The organism is Nitrosopumilus sp. (assembly GCF_025698945.1).
GTDB lineage: Archaea > Thermoproteota > Nitrososphaeria > Nitrososphaerales > Nitrosopumilaceae > Nitrosopumilus.
Window position 1 is genome coordinate 22,964 of sequence record NZ_JAILWM010000006.1, and the last position, 18,272, is coordinate 41,235.

Annotated in this window: 44 protein-coding genes; 2 read left to right on the top strand and 42 right to left on the bottom strand. The window is 30.3% G+C overall.

Annotation, left to right across the window (positions count from 1 at the left end):
• Positions 1-9: 9 nt before the first annotated feature.
• The 12 genes from K5790_RS10355 to K5790_RS10410 are packed head-to-tail and all read right to left on the bottom strand — an operon-like array spanning position 10 to position 3,550.
• Complete coding sequence (locus tag K5790_RS10355) at positions 10-270, bottom strand: hypothetical protein (RefSeq protein ID WP_297594818.1); 261 nt, start codon at positions 268-270, stop codon at positions 10-12.
• Complete coding sequence (locus K5790_RS10360; RefSeq protein WP_297594820.1) at positions 267-410, bottom strand: hypothetical protein; 144 nt, start codon at positions 408-410, stop codon at positions 267-269. The genes K5790_RS10355 and K5790_RS10360 overlap by 4 nt, the downstream gene beginning before the upstream one ends.
• Positions 407-814: a hypothetical protein gene (locus K5790_RS10365; RefSeq protein ID WP_297594822.1), complete on the bottom strand. Its 408-nt coding sequence runs from the start codon at positions 812-814 to the stop codon at positions 407-409. The genes K5790_RS10360 and K5790_RS10365 overlap by 4 nt, the downstream gene beginning before the upstream one ends.
• A complete protein-coding gene (locus tag K5790_RS10370) occupies positions 811-1,053 on the bottom strand; it encodes a hypothetical protein (protein ID WP_297594824.1) in 243 nt (80 codons plus the stop codon). The genes K5790_RS10365 and K5790_RS10370 overlap by 4 nt, the downstream gene beginning before the upstream one ends.
• Entirely contained in the window at positions 1,050-1,397 is a 348-nt protein-coding gene (locus tag K5790_RS10375; protein WP_297594826.1) for a hypothetical protein, read from the bottom strand. Before K5790_RS10375 ends, K5790_RS10370 begins: the two co-directional genes overlap by 4 nt.
• The gene (locus K5790_RS10380) at positions 1,397-1,846 is read right to left on the bottom strand and encodes a hypothetical protein (protein WP_297594828.1); all 450 of its coding nucleotides are present in this window, start codon (positions 1,844-1,846) and stop codon (positions 1,397-1,399) included. Before K5790_RS10380 ends, K5790_RS10375 begins: the two co-directional genes overlap by 1 nt.
• Positions 1,843-2,244 carry a hypothetical protein gene (locus tag K5790_RS10385; protein ID WP_297594830.1) on the bottom strand — a complete coding sequence of 134 codons (402 nt, stop codon included), beginning with the start codon at positions 2,242-2,244 and terminating at the stop codon, positions 1,843-1,845. The genes K5790_RS10380 and K5790_RS10385 overlap by 4 nt, the downstream gene beginning before the upstream one ends.
• The gene (locus tag K5790_RS10390) at positions 2,231-2,404 is read right to left on the bottom strand and encodes a hypothetical protein (protein WP_297594832.1); all 174 of its coding nucleotides are present in this window, start codon (positions 2,402-2,404) and stop codon (positions 2,231-2,233) included. Before K5790_RS10390 ends, K5790_RS10385 begins: the two co-directional genes overlap by 14 nt.
• Positions 2,401-2,757: a hypothetical protein gene (locus K5790_RS10395; protein ID WP_297594833.1), complete on the bottom strand. Its 357-nt coding sequence runs from the start codon at positions 2,755-2,757 to the stop codon at positions 2,401-2,403. Before K5790_RS10395 ends, K5790_RS10390 begins: the two co-directional genes overlap by 4 nt.
• A complete protein-coding gene (locus tag K5790_RS10400) occupies positions 2,754-2,981 on the bottom strand; it encodes a hypothetical protein (RefSeq protein WP_297594834.1) in 228 nt (75 codons plus the stop codon). Before K5790_RS10400 ends, K5790_RS10395 begins: the two co-directional genes overlap by 4 nt.
• Complete coding sequence (locus K5790_RS10405) at positions 2,974-3,267, bottom strand: hypothetical protein (RefSeq protein WP_297594835.1); 294 nt, start codon at positions 3,265-3,267, stop codon at positions 2,974-2,976. The genes K5790_RS10400 and K5790_RS10405 overlap by 8 nt, the downstream gene beginning before the upstream one ends.
• Entirely contained in the window at positions 3,260-3,550 is a 291-nt protein-coding gene (locus K5790_RS10410) for a hypothetical protein (RefSeq protein WP_297594836.1), read from the bottom strand. Before K5790_RS10410 ends, K5790_RS10405 begins: the two co-directional genes overlap by 8 nt.
• A 108-nt stretch (positions 3,551-3,658) precedes the next feature.
• On the opposite strand from K5790_RS10410, the gene K5790_RS10415 reads away from it, so the two are divergent.
• Both K5790_RS10415 and K5790_RS10420 read left to right on the top strand, forming a co-directional pair.
• Positions 3,659-4,045, top strand: a complete 387-nt coding sequence (locus K5790_RS10415) for a hypothetical protein (RefSeq protein ID WP_297594837.1) — start codon at positions 3,659-3,661, stop codon at positions 4,043-4,045.
• Positions 4,045-4,296, top strand: a complete 252-nt coding sequence (locus K5790_RS10420) for a hypothetical protein (RefSeq protein ID WP_297594839.1) — start codon at positions 4,045-4,047, stop codon at positions 4,294-4,296. The genes K5790_RS10415 and K5790_RS10420 overlap by 1 nt, the downstream gene beginning before the upstream one ends.
• Before the next feature lie 365 nt (positions 4,297-4,661).
• On the opposite strand, the gene K5790_RS10425 is transcribed toward K5790_RS10420, so the two are convergent.
• The 30 genes from K5790_RS10425 to K5790_RS10570 all read right to left on the bottom strand — a co-directional run bounded on the left by K5790_RS10425 (position 4,662) and on the right by K5790_RS10570 (position 18,269).
• Complete coding sequence (locus K5790_RS10425; protein ID WP_297594841.1) at positions 4,662-4,967, bottom strand: hypothetical protein; 306 nt, start codon at positions 4,965-4,967, stop codon at positions 4,662-4,664.
• Entirely contained in the window at positions 4,964-5,803 is an 840-nt protein-coding gene (locus tag K5790_RS10430) for a hypothetical protein (RefSeq protein WP_297594842.1), read from the bottom strand. Before K5790_RS10430 ends, K5790_RS10425 begins: the two co-directional genes overlap by 4 nt.
• Positions 5,796-5,999, bottom strand: coding sequence for a hypothetical protein (locus K5790_RS10435; protein WP_297594844.1), 204 nt, complete (start codon positions 5,997-5,999; stop codon positions 5,796-5,798). Before K5790_RS10435 ends, K5790_RS10430 begins: the two co-directional genes overlap by 8 nt.
• A complete protein-coding gene (locus tag K5790_RS10440) occupies positions 5,992-6,345 on the bottom strand; it encodes a hypothetical protein (protein ID WP_297594846.1) in 354 nt (117 codons plus the stop codon). The genes K5790_RS10435 and K5790_RS10440 overlap by 8 nt, the downstream gene beginning before the upstream one ends.
• A 96-nt stretch (positions 6,346-6,441) precedes the next feature.
• On the bottom strand, positions 6,442-6,606 hold the full coding sequence (locus K5790_RS10445) for a hypothetical protein (protein ID WP_297594848.1): 165 nt from the start codon (positions 6,604-6,606) through the stop codon (positions 6,442-6,444).
• 2 nt (positions 6,607-6,608) lie between these two features.
• Positions 6,609-7,589 carry a hypothetical protein gene (locus K5790_RS10450; protein ID WP_297594850.1) on the bottom strand — a complete coding sequence of 327 codons (981 nt, stop codon included), beginning with the start codon at positions 7,587-7,589 and terminating at the stop codon, positions 6,609-6,611.
• Positions 7,586-7,834, bottom strand: coding sequence for a hypothetical protein (locus K5790_RS10455; RefSeq protein ID WP_297594852.1), 249 nt, complete (start codon positions 7,832-7,834; stop codon positions 7,586-7,588). The genes K5790_RS10450 and K5790_RS10455 overlap by 4 nt, the downstream gene beginning before the upstream one ends.
• A 5-nt stretch (positions 7,835-7,839) precedes the next feature.
• Positions 7,840-8,025 (bottom strand): hypothetical protein, encoded by a 186-nt coding sequence (locus K5790_RS10460; RefSeq protein ID WP_297594855.1) that lies wholly within the window; start codon positions 8,023-8,025, stop codon positions 7,840-7,842.
• A gap of 94 nt (positions 8,026-8,119) precedes the next feature.
• Positions 8,120-8,410, bottom strand: coding sequence for a hypothetical protein (locus K5790_RS10465; protein WP_297594857.1), 291 nt, complete (start codon positions 8,408-8,410; stop codon positions 8,120-8,122).
• A complete protein-coding gene (locus K5790_RS10470; protein ID WP_297594859.1) occupies positions 8,407-8,634 on the bottom strand; it encodes a hypothetical protein in 228 nt (75 codons plus the stop codon). The genes K5790_RS10465 and K5790_RS10470 overlap by 4 nt, the downstream gene beginning before the upstream one ends.
• 1 nt (position 8,635) lies before the next feature.
• The gene (locus K5790_RS10475) at positions 8,636-9,295 is read right to left on the bottom strand and encodes a hypothetical protein (protein WP_297594861.1); all 660 of its coding nucleotides are present in this window, start codon (positions 9,293-9,295) and stop codon (positions 8,636-8,638) included.
• A 202-nt stretch (positions 9,296-9,497) separates the two neighbouring features.
• Positions 9,498-9,818, bottom strand: coding sequence for a hypothetical protein (locus K5790_RS10480; protein ID WP_297594863.1), 321 nt, complete (start codon positions 9,816-9,818; stop codon positions 9,498-9,500).
• A gap of 187 nt (positions 9,819-10,005) precedes the next feature.
• Positions 10,006-10,323, bottom strand: coding sequence for a PQ-loop domain-containing transporter (locus tag K5790_RS10485; RefSeq protein ID WP_297594864.1), 318 nt, complete (start codon positions 10,321-10,323; stop codon positions 10,006-10,008).
• A 2-nt stretch (positions 10,324-10,325) separates the two neighbouring features.
• Entirely contained in the window at positions 10,326-10,991 is a 666-nt protein-coding gene (locus K5790_RS10490; protein ID WP_297594866.1) for a hypothetical protein, read from the bottom strand.
• The gene (locus K5790_RS10495) at positions 10,988-11,737 is read right to left on the bottom strand and encodes a hypothetical protein (RefSeq protein ID WP_297594867.1); all 750 of its coding nucleotides are present in this window, start codon (positions 11,735-11,737) and stop codon (positions 10,988-10,990) included. The genes K5790_RS10490 and K5790_RS10495 overlap by 4 nt, the downstream gene beginning before the upstream one ends.
• 1 nt (position 11,738) lies before the next feature.
• Positions 11,739-12,329: a hypothetical protein gene (locus tag K5790_RS10500; RefSeq protein ID WP_297594869.1), complete on the bottom strand. Its 591-nt coding sequence runs from the start codon at positions 12,327-12,329 to the stop codon at positions 11,739-11,741.
• Between the two features lie 2 nt (positions 12,330-12,331).
• Positions 12,332-12,784, bottom strand: coding sequence for a hypothetical protein (locus K5790_RS10505; RefSeq protein ID WP_297594871.1), 453 nt, complete (start codon positions 12,782-12,784; stop codon positions 12,332-12,334).
• A gap of 46 nt (positions 12,785-12,830) precedes the next feature.
• Positions 12,831-13,325, bottom strand: a complete 495-nt coding sequence (locus K5790_RS10510; RefSeq protein WP_297594873.1) for a hypothetical protein — start codon at positions 13,323-13,325, stop codon at positions 12,831-12,833.
• A gap of 184 nt (positions 13,326-13,509) precedes the next feature.
• Positions 13,510-14,004, bottom strand: a complete 495-nt coding sequence (locus K5790_RS10515) for a hypothetical protein (RefSeq protein WP_297594875.1) — start codon at positions 14,002-14,004, stop codon at positions 13,510-13,512.
• Positions 14,004-14,171 (bottom strand): hypothetical protein, encoded by a 168-nt coding sequence (locus tag K5790_RS10520; RefSeq protein ID WP_297594877.1) that lies wholly within the window; start codon positions 14,169-14,171, stop codon positions 14,004-14,006. The genes K5790_RS10515 and K5790_RS10520 overlap by 1 nt, the downstream gene beginning before the upstream one ends.
• Positions 14,172-14,444 carry a hypothetical protein gene (locus K5790_RS10525; protein WP_297594879.1) on the bottom strand — a complete coding sequence of 91 codons (273 nt, stop codon included), beginning with the start codon at positions 14,442-14,444 and terminating at the stop codon, positions 14,172-14,174.
• Between the two features lie 32 nt (positions 14,445-14,476).
• Complete coding sequence (locus tag K5790_RS10530) at positions 14,477-14,668, bottom strand: hypothetical protein (protein ID WP_297594881.1); 192 nt, start codon at positions 14,666-14,668, stop codon at positions 14,477-14,479.
• Entirely contained in the window at positions 14,658-14,927 is a 270-nt protein-coding gene (locus tag K5790_RS10535; RefSeq protein ID WP_297594883.1) for a hypothetical protein, read from the bottom strand. The genes K5790_RS10530 and K5790_RS10535 overlap by 11 nt, the downstream gene beginning before the upstream one ends.
• Positions 14,920-15,273, bottom strand: coding sequence for a hypothetical protein (locus K5790_RS10540; RefSeq protein WP_297594885.1), 354 nt, complete (start codon positions 15,271-15,273; stop codon positions 14,920-14,922). Before K5790_RS10540 ends, K5790_RS10535 begins: the two co-directional genes overlap by 8 nt.
• Positions 15,270-15,413, bottom strand: a complete 144-nt coding sequence (locus K5790_RS10545) for a hypothetical protein (protein WP_297594886.1) — start codon at positions 15,411-15,413, stop codon at positions 15,270-15,272. The genes K5790_RS10540 and K5790_RS10545 overlap by 4 nt, the downstream gene beginning before the upstream one ends.
• A gap of 2 nt (positions 15,414-15,415) precedes the next feature.
• Positions 15,416-16,567, bottom strand: a complete 1,152-nt coding sequence (locus K5790_RS10550) for a hypothetical protein (protein WP_297594887.1) — start codon at positions 16,565-16,567, stop codon at positions 15,416-15,418.
• A complete protein-coding gene (locus K5790_RS10555; protein ID WP_297594888.1) occupies positions 16,567-16,731 on the bottom strand; it encodes a hypothetical protein in 165 nt (54 codons plus the stop codon). The genes K5790_RS10550 and K5790_RS10555 overlap by 1 nt, the downstream gene beginning before the upstream one ends.
• A 99-nt stretch (positions 16,732-16,830) precedes the next feature.
• The gene (locus K5790_RS10560; RefSeq protein WP_297594889.1) at positions 16,831-17,262 is read right to left on the bottom strand and encodes a hypothetical protein; all 432 of its coding nucleotides are present in this window, start codon (positions 17,260-17,262) and stop codon (positions 16,831-16,833) included.
• Between the two features lie 159 nt (positions 17,263-17,421).
• A complete protein-coding gene (locus tag K5790_RS10565; RefSeq protein ID WP_297594890.1) occupies positions 17,422-17,700 on the bottom strand; it encodes a hypothetical protein in 279 nt (92 codons plus the stop codon).
• Positions 17,701-17,894: 194 nt separating this feature from the next.
• Positions 17,895-18,269, bottom strand: a complete 375-nt coding sequence (locus K5790_RS10570) for a hypothetical protein (protein ID WP_297594892.1) — start codon at positions 18,267-18,269, stop codon at positions 17,895-17,897.
• Positions 18,270-18,272: the final 3 nt, after the last annotated feature.

The following is an 18,272-nucleotide window of genomic DNA, read 5'->3' on the forward strand; positions in this document are numbered from 1 at the left end:
AGATGTTCATCAGTCAGTATATGAACACCCCTTCATTGTAATTTTCATTGTGTGAACTACTTTGTTTCTTTTATCATAGATCATAACTTCAATTGGCATTGGTAGATATGATGAACTCATGTTTAATTTTGAATATCCTAAAACCTTAGTTGTAAATGCTTTTAGTTGTGTTGAAAATATTCTGTATGTAACTTCATCTTCACCACCAAATGATAATACTGAAAAATCTTTCAATGTACCTTCGTTTCTTAAATCAATATCTCTTTTCATAATATCTCACTCAATCTTCCTAACGATTTTCTGATTTTTGTTTTCTTCAATAATCTCATTATCCTTTTGTAATCTTCATAATCTGTACTTGGTAATTTTGCAATTTTTTCTAATTCATTAAAACTTTTCTTACTAATCATTTTGTACTATCCTCAATTCTGCTTCCAAATTTTTCATAACATTTTGGACATCTGATTTTGTCTTTAAGAAATCGCTGTGTTTTTTCATCAAACATTTCAAAGAACCTTTTAGTAGTTTCATTACATGTTGAACACTTTCTTTCTGGTGTCATTGTGTCATGTTTCATTAGAAAATTATTTAGTTCTTCATCAGTGATTGCCCAAGAATCACCAACTGTATAGTAAAACAATTTATGAAAATCTGATTCCCATGAATTTTGTTCTTCTGTAAATGCCTTAATTGTTTTTTCTGCAACTGCTTTTGGATAAATTTTATCCAGTATAAACACATGCCCATTCATTTCTAATGAAATCTTGGCATCATGGTTTTCATTTCCAACATCCACTATACCGAACCTAATCATTTTAATTCCCTCAACTCTATAATGTAAAAATGCCTTCTTTCAATTGTTTCATCTAACATTTTTTTGTATAACGGATTATGTTTGATTTCAAATGGAAGTAGTGTTGGATGTGCTAATATTACTGGATGTAAAAATTCAAACTGAACCAATGAATCATATTTATCACTTAGTTTACTGCTTTGATATAATCTGAAAATATTTTCAAAACAATGTTTTAGATCAGAACTTGAAAATATCAACATTCATCCTCACTCTTTAGATAGAATTTTTCTTCTGGAATTGATTTTATTTTATGATAAATCTTCAACGCTTCTTCTTTTTTGTTGTCATATATTGCAGATTCAAATTGTTGCCCTAACTTTATAACTTCAGGTGATAACTTTCTAGTTGCCCACTTTAGATTCAAACCACTTCTTAAAATATTTCTTAGTTCTTTATCACGTTCACCAACTGCACATTTTGACCAATCATTAGCATTATGTTCATCATCATATTCAAACCCGCCTTCTTCTTCCATTTGAAATTTTATTCTTGCTTCCCAATTTTCAAATGTCATTTCTGCATTTGGCATTACTAAAACCATTATTTTCTTTTCCTCACATTACAATTTCCAATATGGCATAGATACGTATGTAATGATTTTTTAGGATGGAATCTCTCACCACATTTCTTACAAATCAGTTTATCATTTTTGTGTACTCTAGGTGTTGCCAAAACATAATTTGGTTCTGTAAAATTCTTATAGATTAATTTCATTAGATACCCACATCTTTTACAGAATGTGAATGGTACTTCATTTTTGAAATCACCATCTGGTATTGTGTGACCTTTACCCCATCCACCATAACATGGTCTAGGTTTTTTCTTATCTATTGTTTTTACCAATTCTCTAATTATTGTAACTTTGTAAATCTTGAAATTTGTTCCTAGCATTTCATCTTTAATTTCTTCAAGCAATTCTTTTTTGGTTTCACATTCTCGTTCATTACCCAAATCATTTTCAACTGCATATAGGATTTCTTTTTTCTTCAACTTACTATCACCTTACAATTATGTGGTGGGCATTCTTTGTTTGGATTTTTAATCATGAATTGTAAACTTTCCAATAACTCTTTTTTGGTAATTGGTTCATTACATTTTTTGCAAACTACACCACTAATAAAATCTTCATCATTTCTATCACCATATTCTTCTTTCATGTGAACACAATCTTGAATTCCATCTTCTGCTTGAATATAGTATCCAACACCAGAAAATCTATTGATTATACATTTTGGATTTGCACAAAACCAGAAATCACCACCACATGGTAACACTGATTGGTTTGATTTCATTCTACAATCTGGATTAGGACAAATGGCTTCAGTATCACCAGATTTTGTAGAAACCCATTTCTCTTTTTTAAATTTTAGTAATCTATCTTTGAACATTATTCATTCCCCCAAAATATCCAATCAATGCTTCACTAACACAATTTCTACAGAATTTTTCTTGTTTACCTTTTATCATTTGTGAAATGAATCCACTGTTTCCAGAACATTCATGGTTTTCAGAATGCCCACATTTAGTACATGTACTTCTACAACTCATTTTGTTTTCACCAATTGTTTTTCTGGTAATCCAATTAACAACCCATATTCAAATACAGCATCATTTAGGTTTAATTTTCTACTATGAAATATTAAATCTGTATCATTATCACCATTCAGTTGTTCACCACATCTTAACTGTGTTTTGATTCTGAAATATGTTCCATCTTCTACAATTGAACAATTATAGTTACCAATTTTTTGTGCTATTATATCTTGATAGTACATTAGCATTCTATCTAATCTCAATGGATCACAGTGTAAGAAATTTCTTGAATCATCTGGAATGGAAATAAATATCGAATATCCATCACCATGTTTTTCAATGTAACTATTTGATAATGTGACAATCATTTTTGATACACCTGATATTCCAATTTAGTTAATCTATCATTTAGTTTTTCTTGAAAGTTTGCTATTGGTTCTATGATTCTTAATTTTAAAATTCTAATAGATTCATCAGTATAACAAAATACACATAACAAGGCTGTATCTGGTTCTTCGTTTGATTCTGAATAATTGAATTTTTTCAAATCAATTATTTGTTCACCCATTCCACACTTACTACATTTATCCATCTAATAATCCCCCCCATCTTTTCATGATTGGTTCTAATTCTTTTTTTATTCTATCATCAAAATTATGATTTGTCATTGGTACTCTAATACTAATTCTGATTATAGAGAAACCAAATCTATTAGTTTCATATTGTTTTTGTGATACTGCAAATGTAACACCATTTACCAAATAATGATTTAGAACTTTTTGTGCTTTCAGTAAATCTTCGTGCATATCTAAAAGTGCATCTGAACATGGCATTTGATATTTCAAAATTACTGGTTGGACAAATGTTACATCATTCATTTTCAAACTTTACCTTCCCTTCTGTTCCATCATAAACCAATTCAAACATTCCTTCTTTTAGAATTTCACTAACTTCATTACCATGTTCAATCTCTAATCTAAAATCATCTTCTTCAATGTAGATTAATCTGTATGTTCCATCAATCAATGGTGTTACTTCAGTTATGATTAAAACACATTCACCAGCAAAATATAATTTAGAATTAATTCCATTGAAGGTTTCTTGGCAATCGATACCCAATTTCTTCATCTGTTCAACTAAATTATGTTCATTTTCACTCATTTTCAACATCTGAAATCAACATTACTATATAATATTTTATGTAGAAAAGTAGAAAAATCGAATTATTCTACAGAAATTCTTATAAGAAAAATAGATATTTTACTAATGATGAATCCTACCAAAATCATCAAAGATGATTTCAATGCTATCAATTGTGAATCAGAAAATTGTGGTTCACCAGCATGGGCATTCGCTAAATTATGCTGGATATGGGAATCACAAAAATTTGAAATGCGTGTGGTTTGTGGTGGATGTGACCATATACAATCAAAAGAATATTCTGAAGGTTTGATGGATGGAACAATTCTAGAACCAATTCAAGGATATGATAATTGGTACTATCCAGAAGATAAAAAAGAATATCAAGAAGTTTTACATTTTACACAACATGAAAAATTAATTGAAATAGTTGGCTTACCTAGAATTCTTATTCAATATGGTTTTGGTAATCAAGAACTTGGAAGAACTGTAGTGCCACCAACAAGGTATCCATGATGGAAGATTTTGATTGGCAAAAAGTGAAATGCCCACACCCATCATGTTCTGAAATTAGAAAAAATACACCTAAAAATAAAATCCATTTTGATTCTAATATGTCAGATAGAAAGAAAGGTAAGATGGTATTTTGGTGTACTAATCATAACCCTTGGATTCATTTTGTGATTCAAATTTTCAAAGTAAAGAATCAGATAGTTTCAGTAAGACAATATGTATTCAAGGATAGATTACCAAAAGACGATGAATAGTTTCTTGCAGATCATCAAACATATCATTTCAATATTTAGAAAACATGTTAACAAGAACCAAATAAAAAACATCAATGACTACTCACAAAGGATGATTGAATTGAACAAGCAAGTAAGAATTAATTTTGTTGAATTTGTAAACATGGTTCAGAAAATGCCATTGTATTTTCTTAGCCAATACTAAAATCTACAGTACCTTTAGAATTAGGCACAGCATCAAAAACTTTCTACCAAAACACCCACCTATTTGGATAAAATGTTGCCCTAAAATGACATGTTCCCTCAATTTTATGCCTAGGAATTATGAGTAACCGATGGATCAGAAAATGTTCATGCGTAACATGTTTTGAAAATGCAATGATTGGCTATTTTTTGTAAAATTCTTCTTTCCAAACATCGCCAATTCGATTATCAAATATTCTATGATGAAATGCACAGTACAACAAAAAACATTCTGGATTAGTAAGTAAATCACATAATCTTTCCCAACTACTTCTTCCAGAATTTTTTGCTTTAGATAATTCTGTTTCAATTGCATGTGCAAATTCTAGATCATGTTTTGCATTACAACCATCCCACATACAAACCCCACCAAACCAATGAATTCTAATCAATCCAATTATAATCACATTTCTTTTTCCACCAGAAATTGGTTTCTTCTTCTTTTTCATTTTTTATTGGTTGTATTGTTTCTGTACTTTTCTTTCAATTCTTTTTTCTGTGTAGAATTAAATTCTGGTGAAATGTAAACCAGTTCACCATCATGTGTAAATTTTAATTGTACTCTATTATTTCTAACTGCATAAATCATTTCTTTTTCTTCATCTTTCATGAAAAACTTTCTATCATTACCAGCATGATAAACACCATAACTTAACATCGATGATACTGTTTCAAATGGAAGTATTGTTGTTAATATTTTTGCAAACTTGGTTTTAGATATGAATCCATAATCAATGAAATGGAAATCAAATCTGTTTTTACCAACCCAAATATCTCTATTGATTCCCCATCCCCCTGAATCCCATAATCGTTTCTTGTTTTCATATTTTTTTGGTTTTTCTTCAAATGTTGATTCGTATTCTATGTAATCCATTACCACTTTTCCATCATTGTGATATTTCTTCTTATGATACTCAATGTTTGAAAATTTACTATTGCATATTCTACACCAATAGATATTCCTATTTGTGAAGAAATCCCTTTCATGAATTGCATCGCCACATCTATCACAAATTACTGCTTTTGAATACTGGTTCTTTTGATAATTATGTGATTTACAAAGATTTGTTGTGTATCTTCTTCTATTTCCTTTAGTTATTGTTTCTTCTGGTTCTTCTGGTTCTGCTAAGGTACAATCATAGTAATTATGGTTTCCATGTGTCCATATTTCTTTGATGTATTCTGCTTGGATTCTAGTTCTACAGTTTTTACATGTTGCATGTAACCCATATCCAGATTTTGGTGATAATTCATCTTCAGGTTGTGATGCTTTTTTGTTAGTCAATCTTGAAAATTCCTTTTGATTCAAATGATTCTTTATGTAATGTTATTTCGTAATCAGTTACACCATGTCTTTTCAATTGTAATTTAGCATGTTTCACTGAATCTTTTGCTGATTTTTCTGATAGGAATCTAGTTTGCATGTTTGGGATTTGTATTGGCATTACGCCTTTATAGAAAATTAATTCAAAACTATTCATATTGATTCATCCTTTTTTGCTGTTCTTCTTGGCATTTCTGTAAAGCGATTTCATTTGCTTTCTTTTTTCTAATCTCAATATCTGGATATTGGTCAATGAATTTTTTCTGGTTCATGTAAAATGTAACAATATCATCGTACATTTTATTTGGATCAAAGATTTTATTTTTCTTTTCTAACTCTATTTCTGCTTTTGTTCTTGGTGGTTTAGTTAGTTCTTTTCTAGCAATTTCTAATCCCATTACAATTCCTTCATAGTATTTTCTTTTCAGTGAATCGGCTTCTTCATACATTTTTTCTTTGTAATGTCCAATTTCTTCATCAATCCAATCTTTTCTAATTCCCATATCTTTTTCTATCCTTTTCTGCTAAGTAAACTGCTAATCCAATATATGCACCAGCAATTGAAAATCCAACTATTGCAATTAATAATGGAAGTATCATTATCTGAAAACCCTGTTATCTTCTTGGCAACAATTTCTTGAACAATAAACCGAATATCTGTATGGTCTTTTCTTTACTTTAACATAAACTGCATTATTAACATCATTATCTTTTATTGCTACACCACAATTATCACACTGTGCAAAAAGATTATCAGTTGTCATTTTCAGTGTTTCCTATAAACAATCATTGGTTCATCAGTCCAACATTTCCTACAATCTTTACATTTGTTGTTTTGAAATGATGCTATACAATTGAAAGTAACATTACTTGTTCCATCAGAAACCATAGAAGTTAAAACACCAATCTTTTCAGCAAATTTAAAATCTGGAAATTCATTTATGTGAATTGCAGATAATCTAATCTTCAGATTTGGTACAAATTTTCTTAATGGTATTTTACCCCTTGATTTCCAATATTCTTCAAGAACCTCTTTTTCTTGTGTTGGAAGCCAATGTACTGTATCCCTAGTTTTCATAGCAACACAAACAATCTTTGATAAATGTTCTACAGAAACTAAATCACCTGTATCATGCCATCTGAATTCCTTCATCTCATGATACTTTATCAGATAAACCATAGCATCAACCCAATCTTGATGAAAAATTGCAATACTTCTTTTTTCCATCGCAATTTTAACCCATGATTGACTATACCAACCATTGAATCCATAACAGCAACTGCATGATGTATTTTCTTCTAAATGTAACTTTGAACCATTATTACATGTAGAAACTGGTAAAGCGTATCCATAGGTTGGAATCTTTGATGGTTTTGATAGACTTCCAATAACCTTTATTGCTTTATGGTAAGAATCAATATTTCCTTCAACAATCATATTTTTTTGATTTCTTCTATTTTTTCTAATTCTTACATAAGGAAATTCTGAAATTGTCATGAAATAATGATTACCGTTTGGATTCTTTTTTCCAATCTCTCTTTTACCTAAAAATATCATTTCTTCTAAATAGAACCTAGCGTACTTTGATAATTCTTCTTCATCAAATCTATCTTCAATTTTTAAGTCAATGAAAATTTTCTTCAGAACTCGTAACATTTTTGTAGAATATTTACCACCTTTTTTTGGAATCTTTGATAGAATGATTCCCCTTGTATTCACTTTTGGTTGTTCTATTGTACTACTCATTCTTCTAACATCCCAATTTTTTCATGTTCTAATCTTGCAACATTTACCATCTTTTCTATCTCTAAAATTAATTTAGAACTCTCTAGTTTGAAATTTTCTTCTTCATTTATTGTAGATTCTTCAGTAGTTTTTCTTTGTCTTTTCAAAATGAATTTTACAGTTTTTTCAAATATTTCTGTTTTAAGAATATCATCTACCTTGATATGCTTCAATGCTTTTTCTAAGTTATCTAATTCTTTACTCATTTCAATCACATTGAAGAATTAATTACTTTTAACATTTGTTGTAAATTTTTTGGATTTATGAATTTTCTACCATCTAAAAATACTGCAATTTCAATATTTTTTGGTATCTTAACCCATGTATCAACAACATTTTTTGGAATGTCAAGCATCTTTATTTCTGGTTCTTTGAATCCACCACTTCCAGAACCCATCAGATCATCAATTCCTTTAGTTCTAAAATTAAAAGTGCTGGATAATTACTAAGGAATCTCACATCAATATTTATCAAATCAAGGATTTTGAATATCATGCCCATCTTCTTTTCTTCCATTCTTTTTGACATAAATCAGTAAAGTATAACATCAGATAGAGATATACACCTGTACCAACAATCCAAATTATTGAATATTTCATAAAATCTTCTTCAGTACAATCAATTTTACTTTCTGTTAATTTTTCTAACAATGATTCAGAATCATCTAATAGACATGCAAAAATTAATTCTTCAAATTGAAGAACCAGATATACGCCACTGAAAAATGCAACTACAGCAAAAAGTATCATTAATGAAAAAAATACTTTAGATTTGATTTTCATCTTATTCTAACCACATCAGCATCGCAGATTTCTTTCTTTTGGTTTTCTGCAAAATGTTCTTCATAATTATAGAATTCACCATTGATAACTGAATTTGAATCAACATGTGAATCATCTATATGTCGTTGAATGTCAAGTGTCTTTCCACTATCATTAATCGAAATACATATCCCATTTTCAGTTGTTACTAAAATTCGGTTTGATGAATAAGGTTTAATTTTCATTTCATCTTACCCTTGGAAATCTACTGCCATTTGGTTTTAAGAAATATTTTGCACGAATAGCCTTCCAGTTACCAATATTTTCACATCTATCATCTTCATCAAAACCATGTGGGTTTGCTCTAATATGTTTCCTAATTTCATATTCTGTATTTTTAACAAATGGTCTAATTGTAAAATCTCTTGGTTTTTTTGGTTTTGTTGCAATACAAATCAAATCAGAATCTTCAGTTAATTTATCAGAAACAACATTCCATTTCAAATATCTATCATATCTATCTTTATAACACCATTCACCATTCTTGAAAGGTTGAACTGCTTCTGTACCCCTTAATCTTGGTGGTATGTAATAACCTGAAACAAAACACCATTTAGGATCATCATCTTCTATAAAATCCCAAAATGCAACAAATTTATCAGTTGATTTCTTTTCAAGTTTCATTAACTCTTTTTCTTCAAATTTATTATAACGATGTAAATCATATCCTTGTTTTCTAATACATGCTCTATTTCCTTCAAGTCTTGAATAATCATAGTATCCAACTTCAATATCAGTTCCAATATCATCTACAATTGCAAAAATAGTTCTATTTGGTTTTTTAAGTAAAGAAAGTAATTTGTTATTCAATTTTTCATCTGAAGTGTTTTTTACTGATTTTTTCATTTCAATACCTTTCTTAACACTTCATTCAATACTTTTGAATAACTGTATGATGATTGTTCTTGTTGAATCAATTTCGCTTGTCTATTGCGTAATTTTCTATCCAGATCATCATCAATCATGATTGTTATCCTTTTACTCATTAAACAGCAAAATCGTAAAAAGTATTAAAGTATTATTGTAAAAAAGAAAATTCCCCTAAATCCTATGCTGGTTTAGGTTCTTTTGGTTTTTTTTCTGGTTTTGGCATTGTTAGGGCTAGAGTTATTGCATCTGAAGCCAATGTTAACAAACTGTTTCTAGTTATTTCTTCAAGATTTCCTGTAAGTTTTTTCTTGAAAGATTTGTCAGTTGGAACATTTTTTCCAGCATCAACACGTTTTACGATGCTATCTGCAATTCTCAAAACTTCCTTGCCACTTTCGGATAAATTCTTCTTAGCGGTTTTTTCATCGTTTCTACCCTTGTTATAGATAGATTCGGCACTTTTCAGAATTTTATCCTTCACTTCTTGGGAAAGTTCCATGATTGAACAAAAAGCCACTAGGATATAACAATTATTGTAAAAACATCAATTTTTGAAGAAAAAATGTACCTTGATATGCTTTTTTACGATTTTGCAGAAGGTAAGTGGCATATTAAGGCGAAGCACATATCACTTCAATTTTCATTAAAAAAAAATGAAGATAATAAGATTTGTTGTAAAAAACTGATTAGAAACCTAAATTGAATCCTTCAAACTTAATGATTCCATATACAACCACAATATCCACAATTATGTGAAGAATTGAAGAAAGTATCATTGGTTTCACACCTTTTTCGATTCCATAGAATAGCCACCAAAAACCAAGTGCTGTATATCCAATCCAAGTAAATAATGAAACATCTTGTGCTGATTCATTTTCATAGATTGTAAGCACTTGTGGAACAGTTATGAATAATGAAACAATGATTAACGCATATCCTATGTAATCTAATTCTTTTTTATCTTGTTGAGCAAGATGAATTGGTGAAATCCATTTTAGAACCAATTTTAGATTAACCCCCATTCTTCTAATTTTCCTTTCTTATGATGATGGATCAGAATCGCCCATCCACCAATCAATGATATTAACCCAAAAATCATCAAAATAAACAAATCTGAATTATTTACATTGGAATTGATTCCATGATTTTGAACATATTGGAATAATCCTACACCGTTTAACCAAGGTAAATCATCTGGAACTGGAAGTTTTCTACTTACATAATAAAGCCAATCAAGCCAACCAAAATAATATAATGAAAGTACGCTGTATCCATACATTCCAGTGATTATGAATAGCATTGGATTAATTGATGCACCAGCCAATATTCCAGAAAACAATCTAAATATCATTACAAAAACTACAAAGAAAATAACAATTATCAATAACATCATCCAATATTGCCCACCCAATCTAAGTTGTTCATCTTGTTCTGAAAGGAATGTATTTTTTAGAAAATTAGTTAATGGATTATTTACAAGTAATTCTAATCTTCTTTCTTCACAAAAATCAGTAATTACTTCAGGTGGACATCCCGCTATAATTGGTCTAACAAAACCATCATGAATTACAATATCTATAACTGTAAATAAAATTAAAAATGAAACTGCGATTCCAATTGCAAAAGCAAATTCATATCCAGAAGGTTGTGGATTTGCTAATAAATCTCTCATTGTAATCTTTTTTGGATATGTTTTACAAAATCAATTATATCATCTGGTAGTGGTTCATAAAGCCATGCTGAACCCCACTGATAACCATTATCAACATAAGCATCATTATCTTTTAGAATCTGAACTTTTCTATCATAAAATTCATCCAAATGTGCATATTTGGAATCATTGATATGTTCATCAATTATTGATTCTTGTTTCTTTGTTCCAGCATTCAGATCATTCAAATGCCATCTATCCCAAACATCCAACAATTTTCTAAATTCTTCATCAGATATTCCATTAACTTTGATATTTCCTTTTTCAAATTGCTCTCTAAGTGTATCTTGTATTTGTCCACCAGTTGTAATATCAGAATGATTTGAATTCCATATTCCACCAGAAATTCCTAACTCTAATGGATTCTTGTATTCTTTACCATCGATTCCTTTTTGTGGATGGTCTTTTTCTCTTAACTCAACATTTAGTGTAACTGCTTGACTTCTTCCATTGTAATCAAAATCTTTTACACTTGCAACTACTGGTTCATTTCCAATTTTCTTAACTTCTTTTTTTGGAAAAACATCTTCAACTGGAAACTCTCTAGAAGATGTTTCTAATTTCTTTGAACCACGTTGCATGAATCCAGTACCAACTTCAACATCCGTTGATGTGTTTATTGAATCAGAACTAATCTTACTTGGTTTTTCAGTTGGAATGAAATCATGTCCACCTTTATTATTTTCTTTACTGAATCCTTTCACCATTTTAGTTCACCCTATACATTAATTTTCCTTGTGGCAATTCAACTTCTTCATGGTCGTAAGATGCAAGTGAATGAGCAATACCATCATGTTTGATTGATTCGTTGAATAGTTCTTTTTTGTTTAATGGAACTTGTTTTGCAAGTTGGAAGTTTGGGCTATCCCTATTGTAAATATCATCGTATGTAATACCTAATCTTCTTTCCAATGTTCCTTCATCAACAAATGATTCAATGAAAGATTTATTCCATCCAAGTATTCCCATTTCATCCCAAACATTATCTAGATATTCAATTGCTTCTTTATGTGCTTGTGTTCTATTGTTTAGGATCAGCCATTCTTCACCATTTTTGAATTCATATACATTACCATAAACATGTTTAATAATTTCAGAACCAACTTTTGCTTCTGCATTCTGTTTTGTTTCTAAAGTTAATGAACCAATACTTTTTTCAACTTTTGTTTTCTCTAATTCTTTTTCACCACGTGTTGATGTTGTATCAACATCAGTTGAAGTATTAATTGAATCTGAACTGATTTTTTTGGATTCATTATCGTGTGGATGGAAAACACCTTTTTCTTTATGTCCATCCATTTCTAAAACACTTCCTGTAATGCTTCTTTAATAGTTTGACCTTTAAGAATTTCAAACCTTGCAAATAAAATATGTGAAACCATAGCAAGCCCTAAAAATATTGATGCAATTTTATTCAAATCACCACGTTCAATATCAAAATCAATATTGTTTGTAAATAACATTCCAGCAAAAATAGCGTTACCAATTGCAATTGCAATTACCAGAATTCCAGCAAAAATTAAGGCATTCTTTTCTCTATCCAATACACCAAATCCTTCAAAGAAAAATACCAATGCGTTAAATCCAAAAATTATTCCTAGCCAAAAGTTTTCTGGATTTGACCAAACAGATTTGAAATCAAAAAATGAATAAACTGAAATTGCTAGAAAAGCACCTAATGATAAGAAGAATGGTAATAATTTAGTTCCTAACCCCCTGTAAAATGTGGCGTTAACTTGTCTTGAAAATACCATTTCTAATCAATCTCATAAAAAACAACTATAAGAATATTTATGTCAACTAAAATTGTGGGTTTATTCCACCAATCATGAACAATATTATTACTACACCAAATATTCCAGCAAACATAACCATGTGTGGTATTGACCTTCTGAATATCATGTAAACAGCAAAAGCACCAACACCCCAAGAAATCAGTAAAACAAACAATGGATCAATCTCATATTTTTCAGGTACTAGAACATAGATGAATGATTCAACTAAATGATGAAATGTGAATAGAAAATTCTTTCCAGCCTTTCCAGTTGCAATAGAATCATCTAGTAAATCCTGTAACTCGGCTTCAGTTGTATTCAATGGTGTTTCATTTCCAGTTACATTCGCATTACTGATTAATCCTTCAAACCATCTTCCAAGTTCATCGAATCCATCATCAATTGCACCAGAAGCATCAGGTACACCTTCAACTTCTTCAGCAAAAGCAAATGGAACTAACATCAGAAATGCCAATAATCCTAATGGGATTAATGATAGATGTCCTGTAATATCCTTCATAATTTTTGAATCAGTTCTTATTATTTAGTTTTTTATGTAAAAAAGAAAAGTGTTCTAGCCTGTTTCGTCTAAACTATTGGCTAGTTTTTCAACCAGTGATGGATCAGAAAAACCAATCCACCACTGATTATTATTCAATGTGAACTCCCCATTTACACATCAGTTTTGTAACCAACTTGAACTATTAATCTGTTTTTGTAAACAAATTAAAAATACTGAAATCATCTTGGAATTGTCCATTGTATGATTCTTCATATCCACTAATTTTCAGATTAAGAATCAAAAACCTTTTTGCAAGTAATCTTTTCTTAATCAATGGATTTTTTGTAATCTTTGAACGAACCACTTTTGTATATCCCAAGAATATTTCATTTAGTCCTTCGGCTGGAACTCTCATTGTTAGTTCATTCAAGATTTCATCTCTTTTTTCACTAAGTTCTTCAGTGAATAAAGCCAAACTTGAATTCTCTAATTTTTGAGATAGACGTTTCATAAAATCATAGTATGGTCGATGGCAATACACACTACAGAAATCTTTATCCTTTCTTTCGAGTTTGTGTAGTGTTACTTGCAATACTTTTCCACACCATTGGCATGTCCAACATCTAGAAATTGATTTTCGTTTTGGTTTCCCGCCACGATTTTTTCTAGTGTTTAGATATGCTGATTGTTGCGACATTAATCTTGGTATGTTGCTTTGATTCGTCTTAATTCATCTAACTTTCTTCTCAATGCTGGAAGTTGTTTTTCCATCATTTCAATTTCACCAGTTAGATCATAGATGTCTTTTTCTAACAACCAATGTTGTGGATGTATTATTCGTTTGAATATTTTTACTAATTTCATTTAATCACCACCTGTAAAATCATTCTTTGTGAACAGTCCAACAACTTCTTCTTTCACTTTTACTATAGATGCAGATTTCATCCAACTTATTGATTCCTTGATTGTTGCTACAGCATCTTTGTAAGTGAACCATGTATCCATTGTGATGGTTACTATTCCTTCTTTTCCTAACATGTCATATCTTACCTTGTACTGTTTTTTTTCCATTTCTGTTTTTTGGGTTATCTGCTCGTTCAGCCCAAGGTTGTCTTTTGTAGAGTTTTCGTTTTGCATTTCTTTCATCCTTATTGAGAATATAGTGTAACCTATTTCTTTTTTTCTGGATTAGTTTTTGAATCTCTATTTCTTCTTGCTTCATTGAAAACCTTTTCCTTGTGAACATTTAATGCACATCCAGTACAAACATCACCAGTCAACAAAGAATTTGGTGATGATTTCTCGAATGATTTCAATTCAGTTCCACATTGAGAACAGAAGTTATTTTCTTCATTTGACATACTCGATTTTCCTTTGTGCTAAGATTACTGCTTTTGCCCATTGTATTTCGCCAATCTGCATTAACTCTAGAATGGTATGTTCTGTATCCAAAGTTAGTCCAACTGTAAATGCTTTTGCGTTTCTTGAATGTTCATTTATTCCATTTGCCCTTCTGATTGCAAACAAATTATTTTCTGGTGTTGCTGGTTCAAAATAATCTAGTCCAGCATCATCATAAACACCACTATACCAATAGTAAGTTGGTTCTTGTTCACTCATTTTCAATCTTCCTAATATTTCTGAAATCCCATTTCATAAAACATTTCCAATTCTCGAAATGAAATGATTTCCTTAGTGGTGAATAATCGTTGTATGATTTACCAAATGCTTTCTTATACATTACTAAGAATTCATCAAATATTTTCATGGCTTCTGGTTTTGGAATATCTTCAGTCCACCATTCATTGTCATGTGTTAATGCGAGTTGTTGTCTAAAAATCATAAACTTCATCTTGTGCATTAGCATATTTGATTTTTCATTTAGTTCAATTGCATCATCCATTGATTTTAATGCTTTATCGAACTTTCCAGCATCTGCTAATTCTTGTGCTTTTGTTACAGTCATTCTTTCAAATCAACATTCATGTGGTCTTTAAGAAGTTCTTCAGCACTTGGATATGATTTATTGCATGTGATACATGTGATGTAATCAATTCTTTCATCCTTTCCTTTCTTCTTGAAAATAATGTGTGTTTCTCGTTCCATGTCTATCTGAAATCCACAAAATCTTCTACGAGTTTTCCATCATAGAATATTCTTCCATATCCTTTGTTAGATGGTAGTTTCAATTCTATTTCATTTGGAAATGATGAAGGTTTCTCAACTGAAAAATCTTCGTGCATGTTACTATACATCCATCTTTGAAGTATTGTGTTTACATAACACTCAATTACATTATCTGGATAATGACCAGTTGAACTATGCCCAAGACTTAATGCTTCCATGAATTGCTTGTGTGCATATCTAATGTTTTCATCAAGTTTCTGGTATCTTTTCAACACCTTATCTTTTTCCAAATTTAGATTCTGTGTAAACTTCATGGCTTGTTCACCACGACTTCTAGCATCTAAGAAATGAATCATCATGGCTTTTTCTACACTGAATGTTTTCTTTTTGTAATTGTTTTTTGGATCAGGTACTGTAAACAAAACATGTGTTTCTGCACGAACCTTTTTTGGTGTAAATTCTTGAACTAATGGTTCTTTGATTACACTGTATTGTTTCATGAATCTTTCTTCAACTTCTTCTACTTCCAATCCAAATGATTCATCGCTTTGTAGATAACATTCCAAAACTTTTAGGAATGATGCAATTGCAACACTGTATCTATAATCGTATGAACCTTCTTTTGGCATGTATTCAGGTGATGGATAACGATGTGCATTTGTTGTCCAGAATGATTTCTTGATAACTGAAACATAATGTTCTTGTTCCATTGTATCATCACTATTCTTATGGTACATGTGATGAAGTTCTTGGTATTGCTCGATGTAGTTTGCTACTAAATCTTTGTTAACAATAAATCCACCAACTTCATAGTAGTTTTCATTCAACCAAAGTTTTCTTTTCAAGATTTCCAATTTCCATTTTGCATCTTCTTCAAAAACTTGTTTTACACATTCTTTTCCAATACATTGTTCACATTTAGGATCATCACAGATTCCCCATCCTGTAAGTATTGAATTACCATCAAGAATTGATTGCACTTGTTCATCTGAAATTCCAGTAAGTGATTCTTTCAATAATTTGAATCCACCTTCCTTATCATCTTCCATCCAATATCTGGTTCTTGACATTTCCATTAGCCAAGCACCTTCAATTTCAAAATGGAATGATTTGATGTATGTTTGATTATTCATTATAATGCACTACTCATTACATCCAAACTTATCTTTAAAAGTTCTTTTCCTATGTCTTGTAATGACTGGTTGATTGGTGTCAAATCCATTCTTTCTAATGGAACTGATAATGCTGGTGATACAAAAAATACACCAAAGAATGTTCCCATTAAAATCTTAATCATCTTCGTTCACCAAAAATCCTAAACCTAGAATTTCTGTATATGGTTCTTCATTCATTTCTACTGAAGAATTCTGCGTGTGTTGTGTTTTCATATCTTTCATTAATTCGTTTTTGGAATTGCTTCTTTTGTTTTTGGTTCAACTTCTTCAATATCCCAACAATCAAGATTCTGATTTGTTTCTGGATTCATTTTTGTTAGCCATTCTCTTTGTGCATCTTCCTTAGTTACACCTTCAACAATAACACTTTCTTCATATCCATCATACAATTCAAATGATATTTTGAATTTCTTCAAACCATTTAGTTGTTTGATTGATTCTCTAGTGTTATAGATGAATCCATGAAGTAATTTTTCCCTATCCTCAATGATGTTTCTTTGTATGAATAATTCGTTGAAATGATTTGTAAGAAATTCAATCTTTTCAAGATTATTTTTACATGTTCCACAAATGGATTTATCTATACCATCGTGTAATGTGTCGAACTTATCGCCACATCTTGCACATGTAAATGGTGTTTTATTTTCTGACATTTCTAATAATTTTGAAACTTGTGTATCCTAGTACAAATAGAATTGCTATAACTTCTGTTTGCATTCGGGCATCCCACCAAATTCAACTAAACCGTTTGAATATCTTGGTGTGGTTCTGTTCCAGTTCTTTTGTAAGTTTTTCATAAATCTCAACAACCCCTAGTTCATTATCACCTTCAGTTGTTGAGAGTTGTTTTTAGAATCTCGGTTGTTATCAAGTTTTACTGATTGTCTAGAATCAGCATATCCAGCATACTTCAATAATTTGAATGCTGAATCACCAATTTTTTTTAGATGAACCTTTGAATCAGATTCAATCAAATGTTTGGCTTCATTTTGTTTTGCTTCAAAAAATGCTTGTTTTTTCACTTCCTTCAATAACACATTCCATTTGGAAGTATCATTTCCAGAAAATACCAATTTTTGTTTTGATTTCATGGTATTTTCTATTTTTCTACTTTTCTATTTAAGCATTTGTTTGTCCAAAAATAACAACAAATCACAATATTTTCTAGCCTAGAGTGGAAATGAAGGGGTACAAGTTACCATGAAATCAACTGGCAATAGCAAGTATCATTCCTTGTACCCCTAGGTAATTTGAGTAGATTTGATGATAAAAGGATTATTGTAAATTAAATTTTTAGATGGATTGTTGCACCAAATAAAATAACAGTTTTTGATTCCATATTAATCGGTACAAGAATTTGATTACCTTTTAGATCAGAAGTATGAAAAACACCTTTTCTTGCATTTTCAATCATCCATGATTTCCTAATAGCACCAAATGGTTTTAGATTACATCCTTTAACTGGACAACCACCAGAAAGTTTCTTTTGATGCAATACACAAATCATATAATCATCAGAACCACTTTTACTTCTTCCAGTGTTACCAGTGTATTGTTTATGTTCCATAGCATCACTATTCAAACCAACCTCATGTTGTTTCATGTGTTGTGGATAAACATCAACTGGATAGTAGTCTTGACAATTTCTACAATATTTCATAAA

Coding starts and splice junctions, on each gene's coding strand:
- K5790_RS10400 (WP_297594834.1), bottom strand. CDS start 2,981: ATGGATAAATGTAGTAAGTGTGGAATGGGTGAACAAATAATTGATTTG.
- K5790_RS10365 (WP_297594822.1), bottom strand. CDS start 814: ATGATTAGGTTCGGTATAGTGGATGTTGGAAATGAAAACCATGATGCC.
- K5790_RS10505 (WP_297594871.1), bottom strand. CDS start 12,784: ATGGTATTTTCAAGACAAGTTAACGCCACATTTTACAGGGGGTTAGGA.
- K5790_RS10385 (WP_297594830.1), bottom strand. CDS start 2,244: ATGTTCAAAGATAGATTACTAAAATTTAAAAAAGAGAAATGGGTTTCT.
- K5790_RS10540 (WP_297594885.1), bottom strand. CDS start 15,273: ATGACTGTAACAAAAGCACAAGAATTAGCAGATGCTGGAAAGTTCGAT.
- K5790_RS10480 (WP_297594863.1), bottom strand. CDS start 9,818: ATGGAACTTTCCCAAGAAGTGAAGGATAAAATTCTGAAAAGTGCCGAA.
- K5790_RS10375 (WP_297594826.1), bottom strand. CDS start 1,397: ATGGTTTTAGTAATGCCAAATGCAGAAATGACATTTGAAAATTGGGAA.
- K5790_RS10440 (WP_297594846.1), bottom strand. CDS start 6,345: ATGGGAATTAGAAAAGATTGGATTGATGAAGAAATTGGACATTACAAA.
- K5790_RS10410 (WP_297594836.1), bottom strand. CDS start 3,550: ATGAGTGAAAATGAACATAATTTAGTTGAACAGATGAAGAAATTGGGT.
- K5790_RS10355 (WP_297594818.1), bottom strand. CDS start 270: ATGAAAAGAGATATTGATTTAAGAAACGAAGGTACATTGAAAGATTTT.
- K5790_RS10565 (WP_297594890.1), bottom strand. CDS start 17,700: ATGAAATCAAAACAAAAATTGGTATTTTCTGGAAATGATACTTCCAAA.
- K5790_RS10445 (WP_297594848.1), bottom strand. CDS start 6,606: ATGACAACTGATAATCTTTTTGCACAGTGTGATAATTGTGGTGTAGCA.
- K5790_RS10390 (WP_297594832.1), bottom strand. CDS start 2,404: ATGAGTTGTAGAAGTACATGTACTAAATGTGGGCATTCTGAAAACCAT.
- K5790_RS10425 (WP_297594841.1), bottom strand. CDS start 4,967: ATGAAAAAGAAGAAGAAACCAATTTCTGGTGGAAAAAGAAATGTGATT.
- K5790_RS10555 (WP_297594888.1), bottom strand. CDS start 16,731: ATGATTAAGATTTTAATGGGAACATTCTTTGGTGTATTTTTTGTATCA.
- K5790_RS10550 (WP_297594887.1), bottom strand. CDS start 16,567: ATGAATAATCAAACATACATCAAATCATTCCATTTTGAAATTGAAGGT.
- K5790_RS10450 (WP_297594850.1), bottom strand. CDS start 7,589: ATGAGTAGTACAATAGAACAACCAAAAGTGAATACAAGGGGAATCATT.
- K5790_RS10525 (WP_297594879.1), bottom strand. CDS start 14,444: ATGCAAAACGAAAACTCTACAAAAGACAACCTTGGGCTGAACGAGCAG.
- K5790_RS10455 (WP_297594852.1), bottom strand. CDS start 7,834: ATGAGTAAAGAATTAGATAACTTAGAAAAAGCATTGAAGCATATCAAG.
- K5790_RS10545 (WP_297594886.1), bottom strand. CDS start 15,413: ATGGAACGAGAAACACACATTATTTTCAAGAAGAAAGGAAAGGATGAA.
- K5790_RS10420 (WP_297594839.1), top strand. CDS start 4,045: ATGGAAGATTTTGATTGGCAAAAAGTGAAATGCCCACACCCATCATGT.
- K5790_RS10500 (WP_297594869.1), bottom strand. CDS start 12,329: ATGGATGGACATAAAGAAAAAGGTGTTTTCCATCCACACGATAATGAA.
- K5790_RS10570 (WP_297594892.1), bottom strand. CDS start 18,269: ATGAAATATTGTAGAAATTGTCAAGACTACTATCCAGTTGATGTTTAT.
- K5790_RS10520 (WP_297594877.1), bottom strand. CDS start 14,171: ATGAAATTAGTAAAAATATTCAAACGAATAATACATCCACAACATTGG.
- K5790_RS10435 (WP_297594844.1), bottom strand. CDS start 5,999: ATGAATAGTTTTGAATTAATTTTCTATAAAGGCGTAATGCCAATACAA.
- K5790_RS10560 (WP_297594889.1), bottom strand. CDS start 17,262: ATGTCAGAAAATAAAACACCATTTACATGTGCAAGATGTGGCGATAAG.
- K5790_RS10470 (WP_297594859.1), bottom strand. CDS start 8,634: ATGAAAATTAAACCTTATTCATCAAACCGAATTTTAGTAACAACTGAA.
- K5790_RS10535 (WP_297594883.1), bottom strand. CDS start 14,927: ATGAGTGAACAAGAACCAACTTACTATTGGTATAGTGGTGTTTATGAT.
- K5790_RS10405 (WP_297594835.1), bottom strand. CDS start 3,267: ATGAATGATGTAACATTTGTCCAACCAGTAATTTTGAAATATCAAATG.
- K5790_RS10495 (WP_297594867.1), bottom strand. CDS start 11,737: ATGGTGAAAGGATTCAGTAAAGAAAATAATAAAGGTGGACATGATTTC.
- K5790_RS10465 (WP_297594857.1), bottom strand. CDS start 8,410: ATGAAAATCAAATCTAAAGTATTTTTTTCATTAATGATACTTTTTGCT.
- K5790_RS10475 (WP_297594861.1), bottom strand. CDS start 9,295: ATGAAAAAATCAGTAAAAAACACTTCAGATGAAAAATTGAATAACAAA.
- K5790_RS10415 (WP_297594837.1), top strand. CDS start 3,659: ATGAATCCTACCAAAATCATCAAAGATGATTTCAATGCTATCAATTGT.
- K5790_RS10530 (WP_297594881.1), bottom strand. CDS start 14,668: ATGTCAAATGAAGAAAATAACTTCTGTTCTCAATGTGGAACTGAATTG.
- K5790_RS10510 (WP_297594873.1), bottom strand. CDS start 13,325: ATGAAGGATATTACAGGACATCTATCATTAATCCCATTAGGATTATTG.
- K5790_RS10460 (WP_297594855.1), bottom strand. CDS start 8,025: ATGGGTTCTGGAAGTGGTGGATTCAAAGAACCAGAAATAAAGATGCTT.
- K5790_RS10395 (WP_297594833.1), bottom strand. CDS start 2,757: ATGATTGTCACATTATCAAATAGTTACATTGAAAAACATGGTGATGGA.
- K5790_RS10360 (WP_297594820.1), bottom strand. CDS start 410: ATGATTAGTAAGAAAAGTTTTAATGAATTAGAAAAAATTGCAAAATTA.
- K5790_RS10515 (WP_297594875.1), bottom strand. CDS start 14,004: ATGTCGCAACAATCAGCATATCTAAACACTAGAAAAAATCGTGGCGGG.
- K5790_RS10490 (WP_297594866.1), bottom strand. CDS start 10,991: ATGAGAGATTTATTAGCAAATCCACAACCTTCTGGATATGAATTTGCT.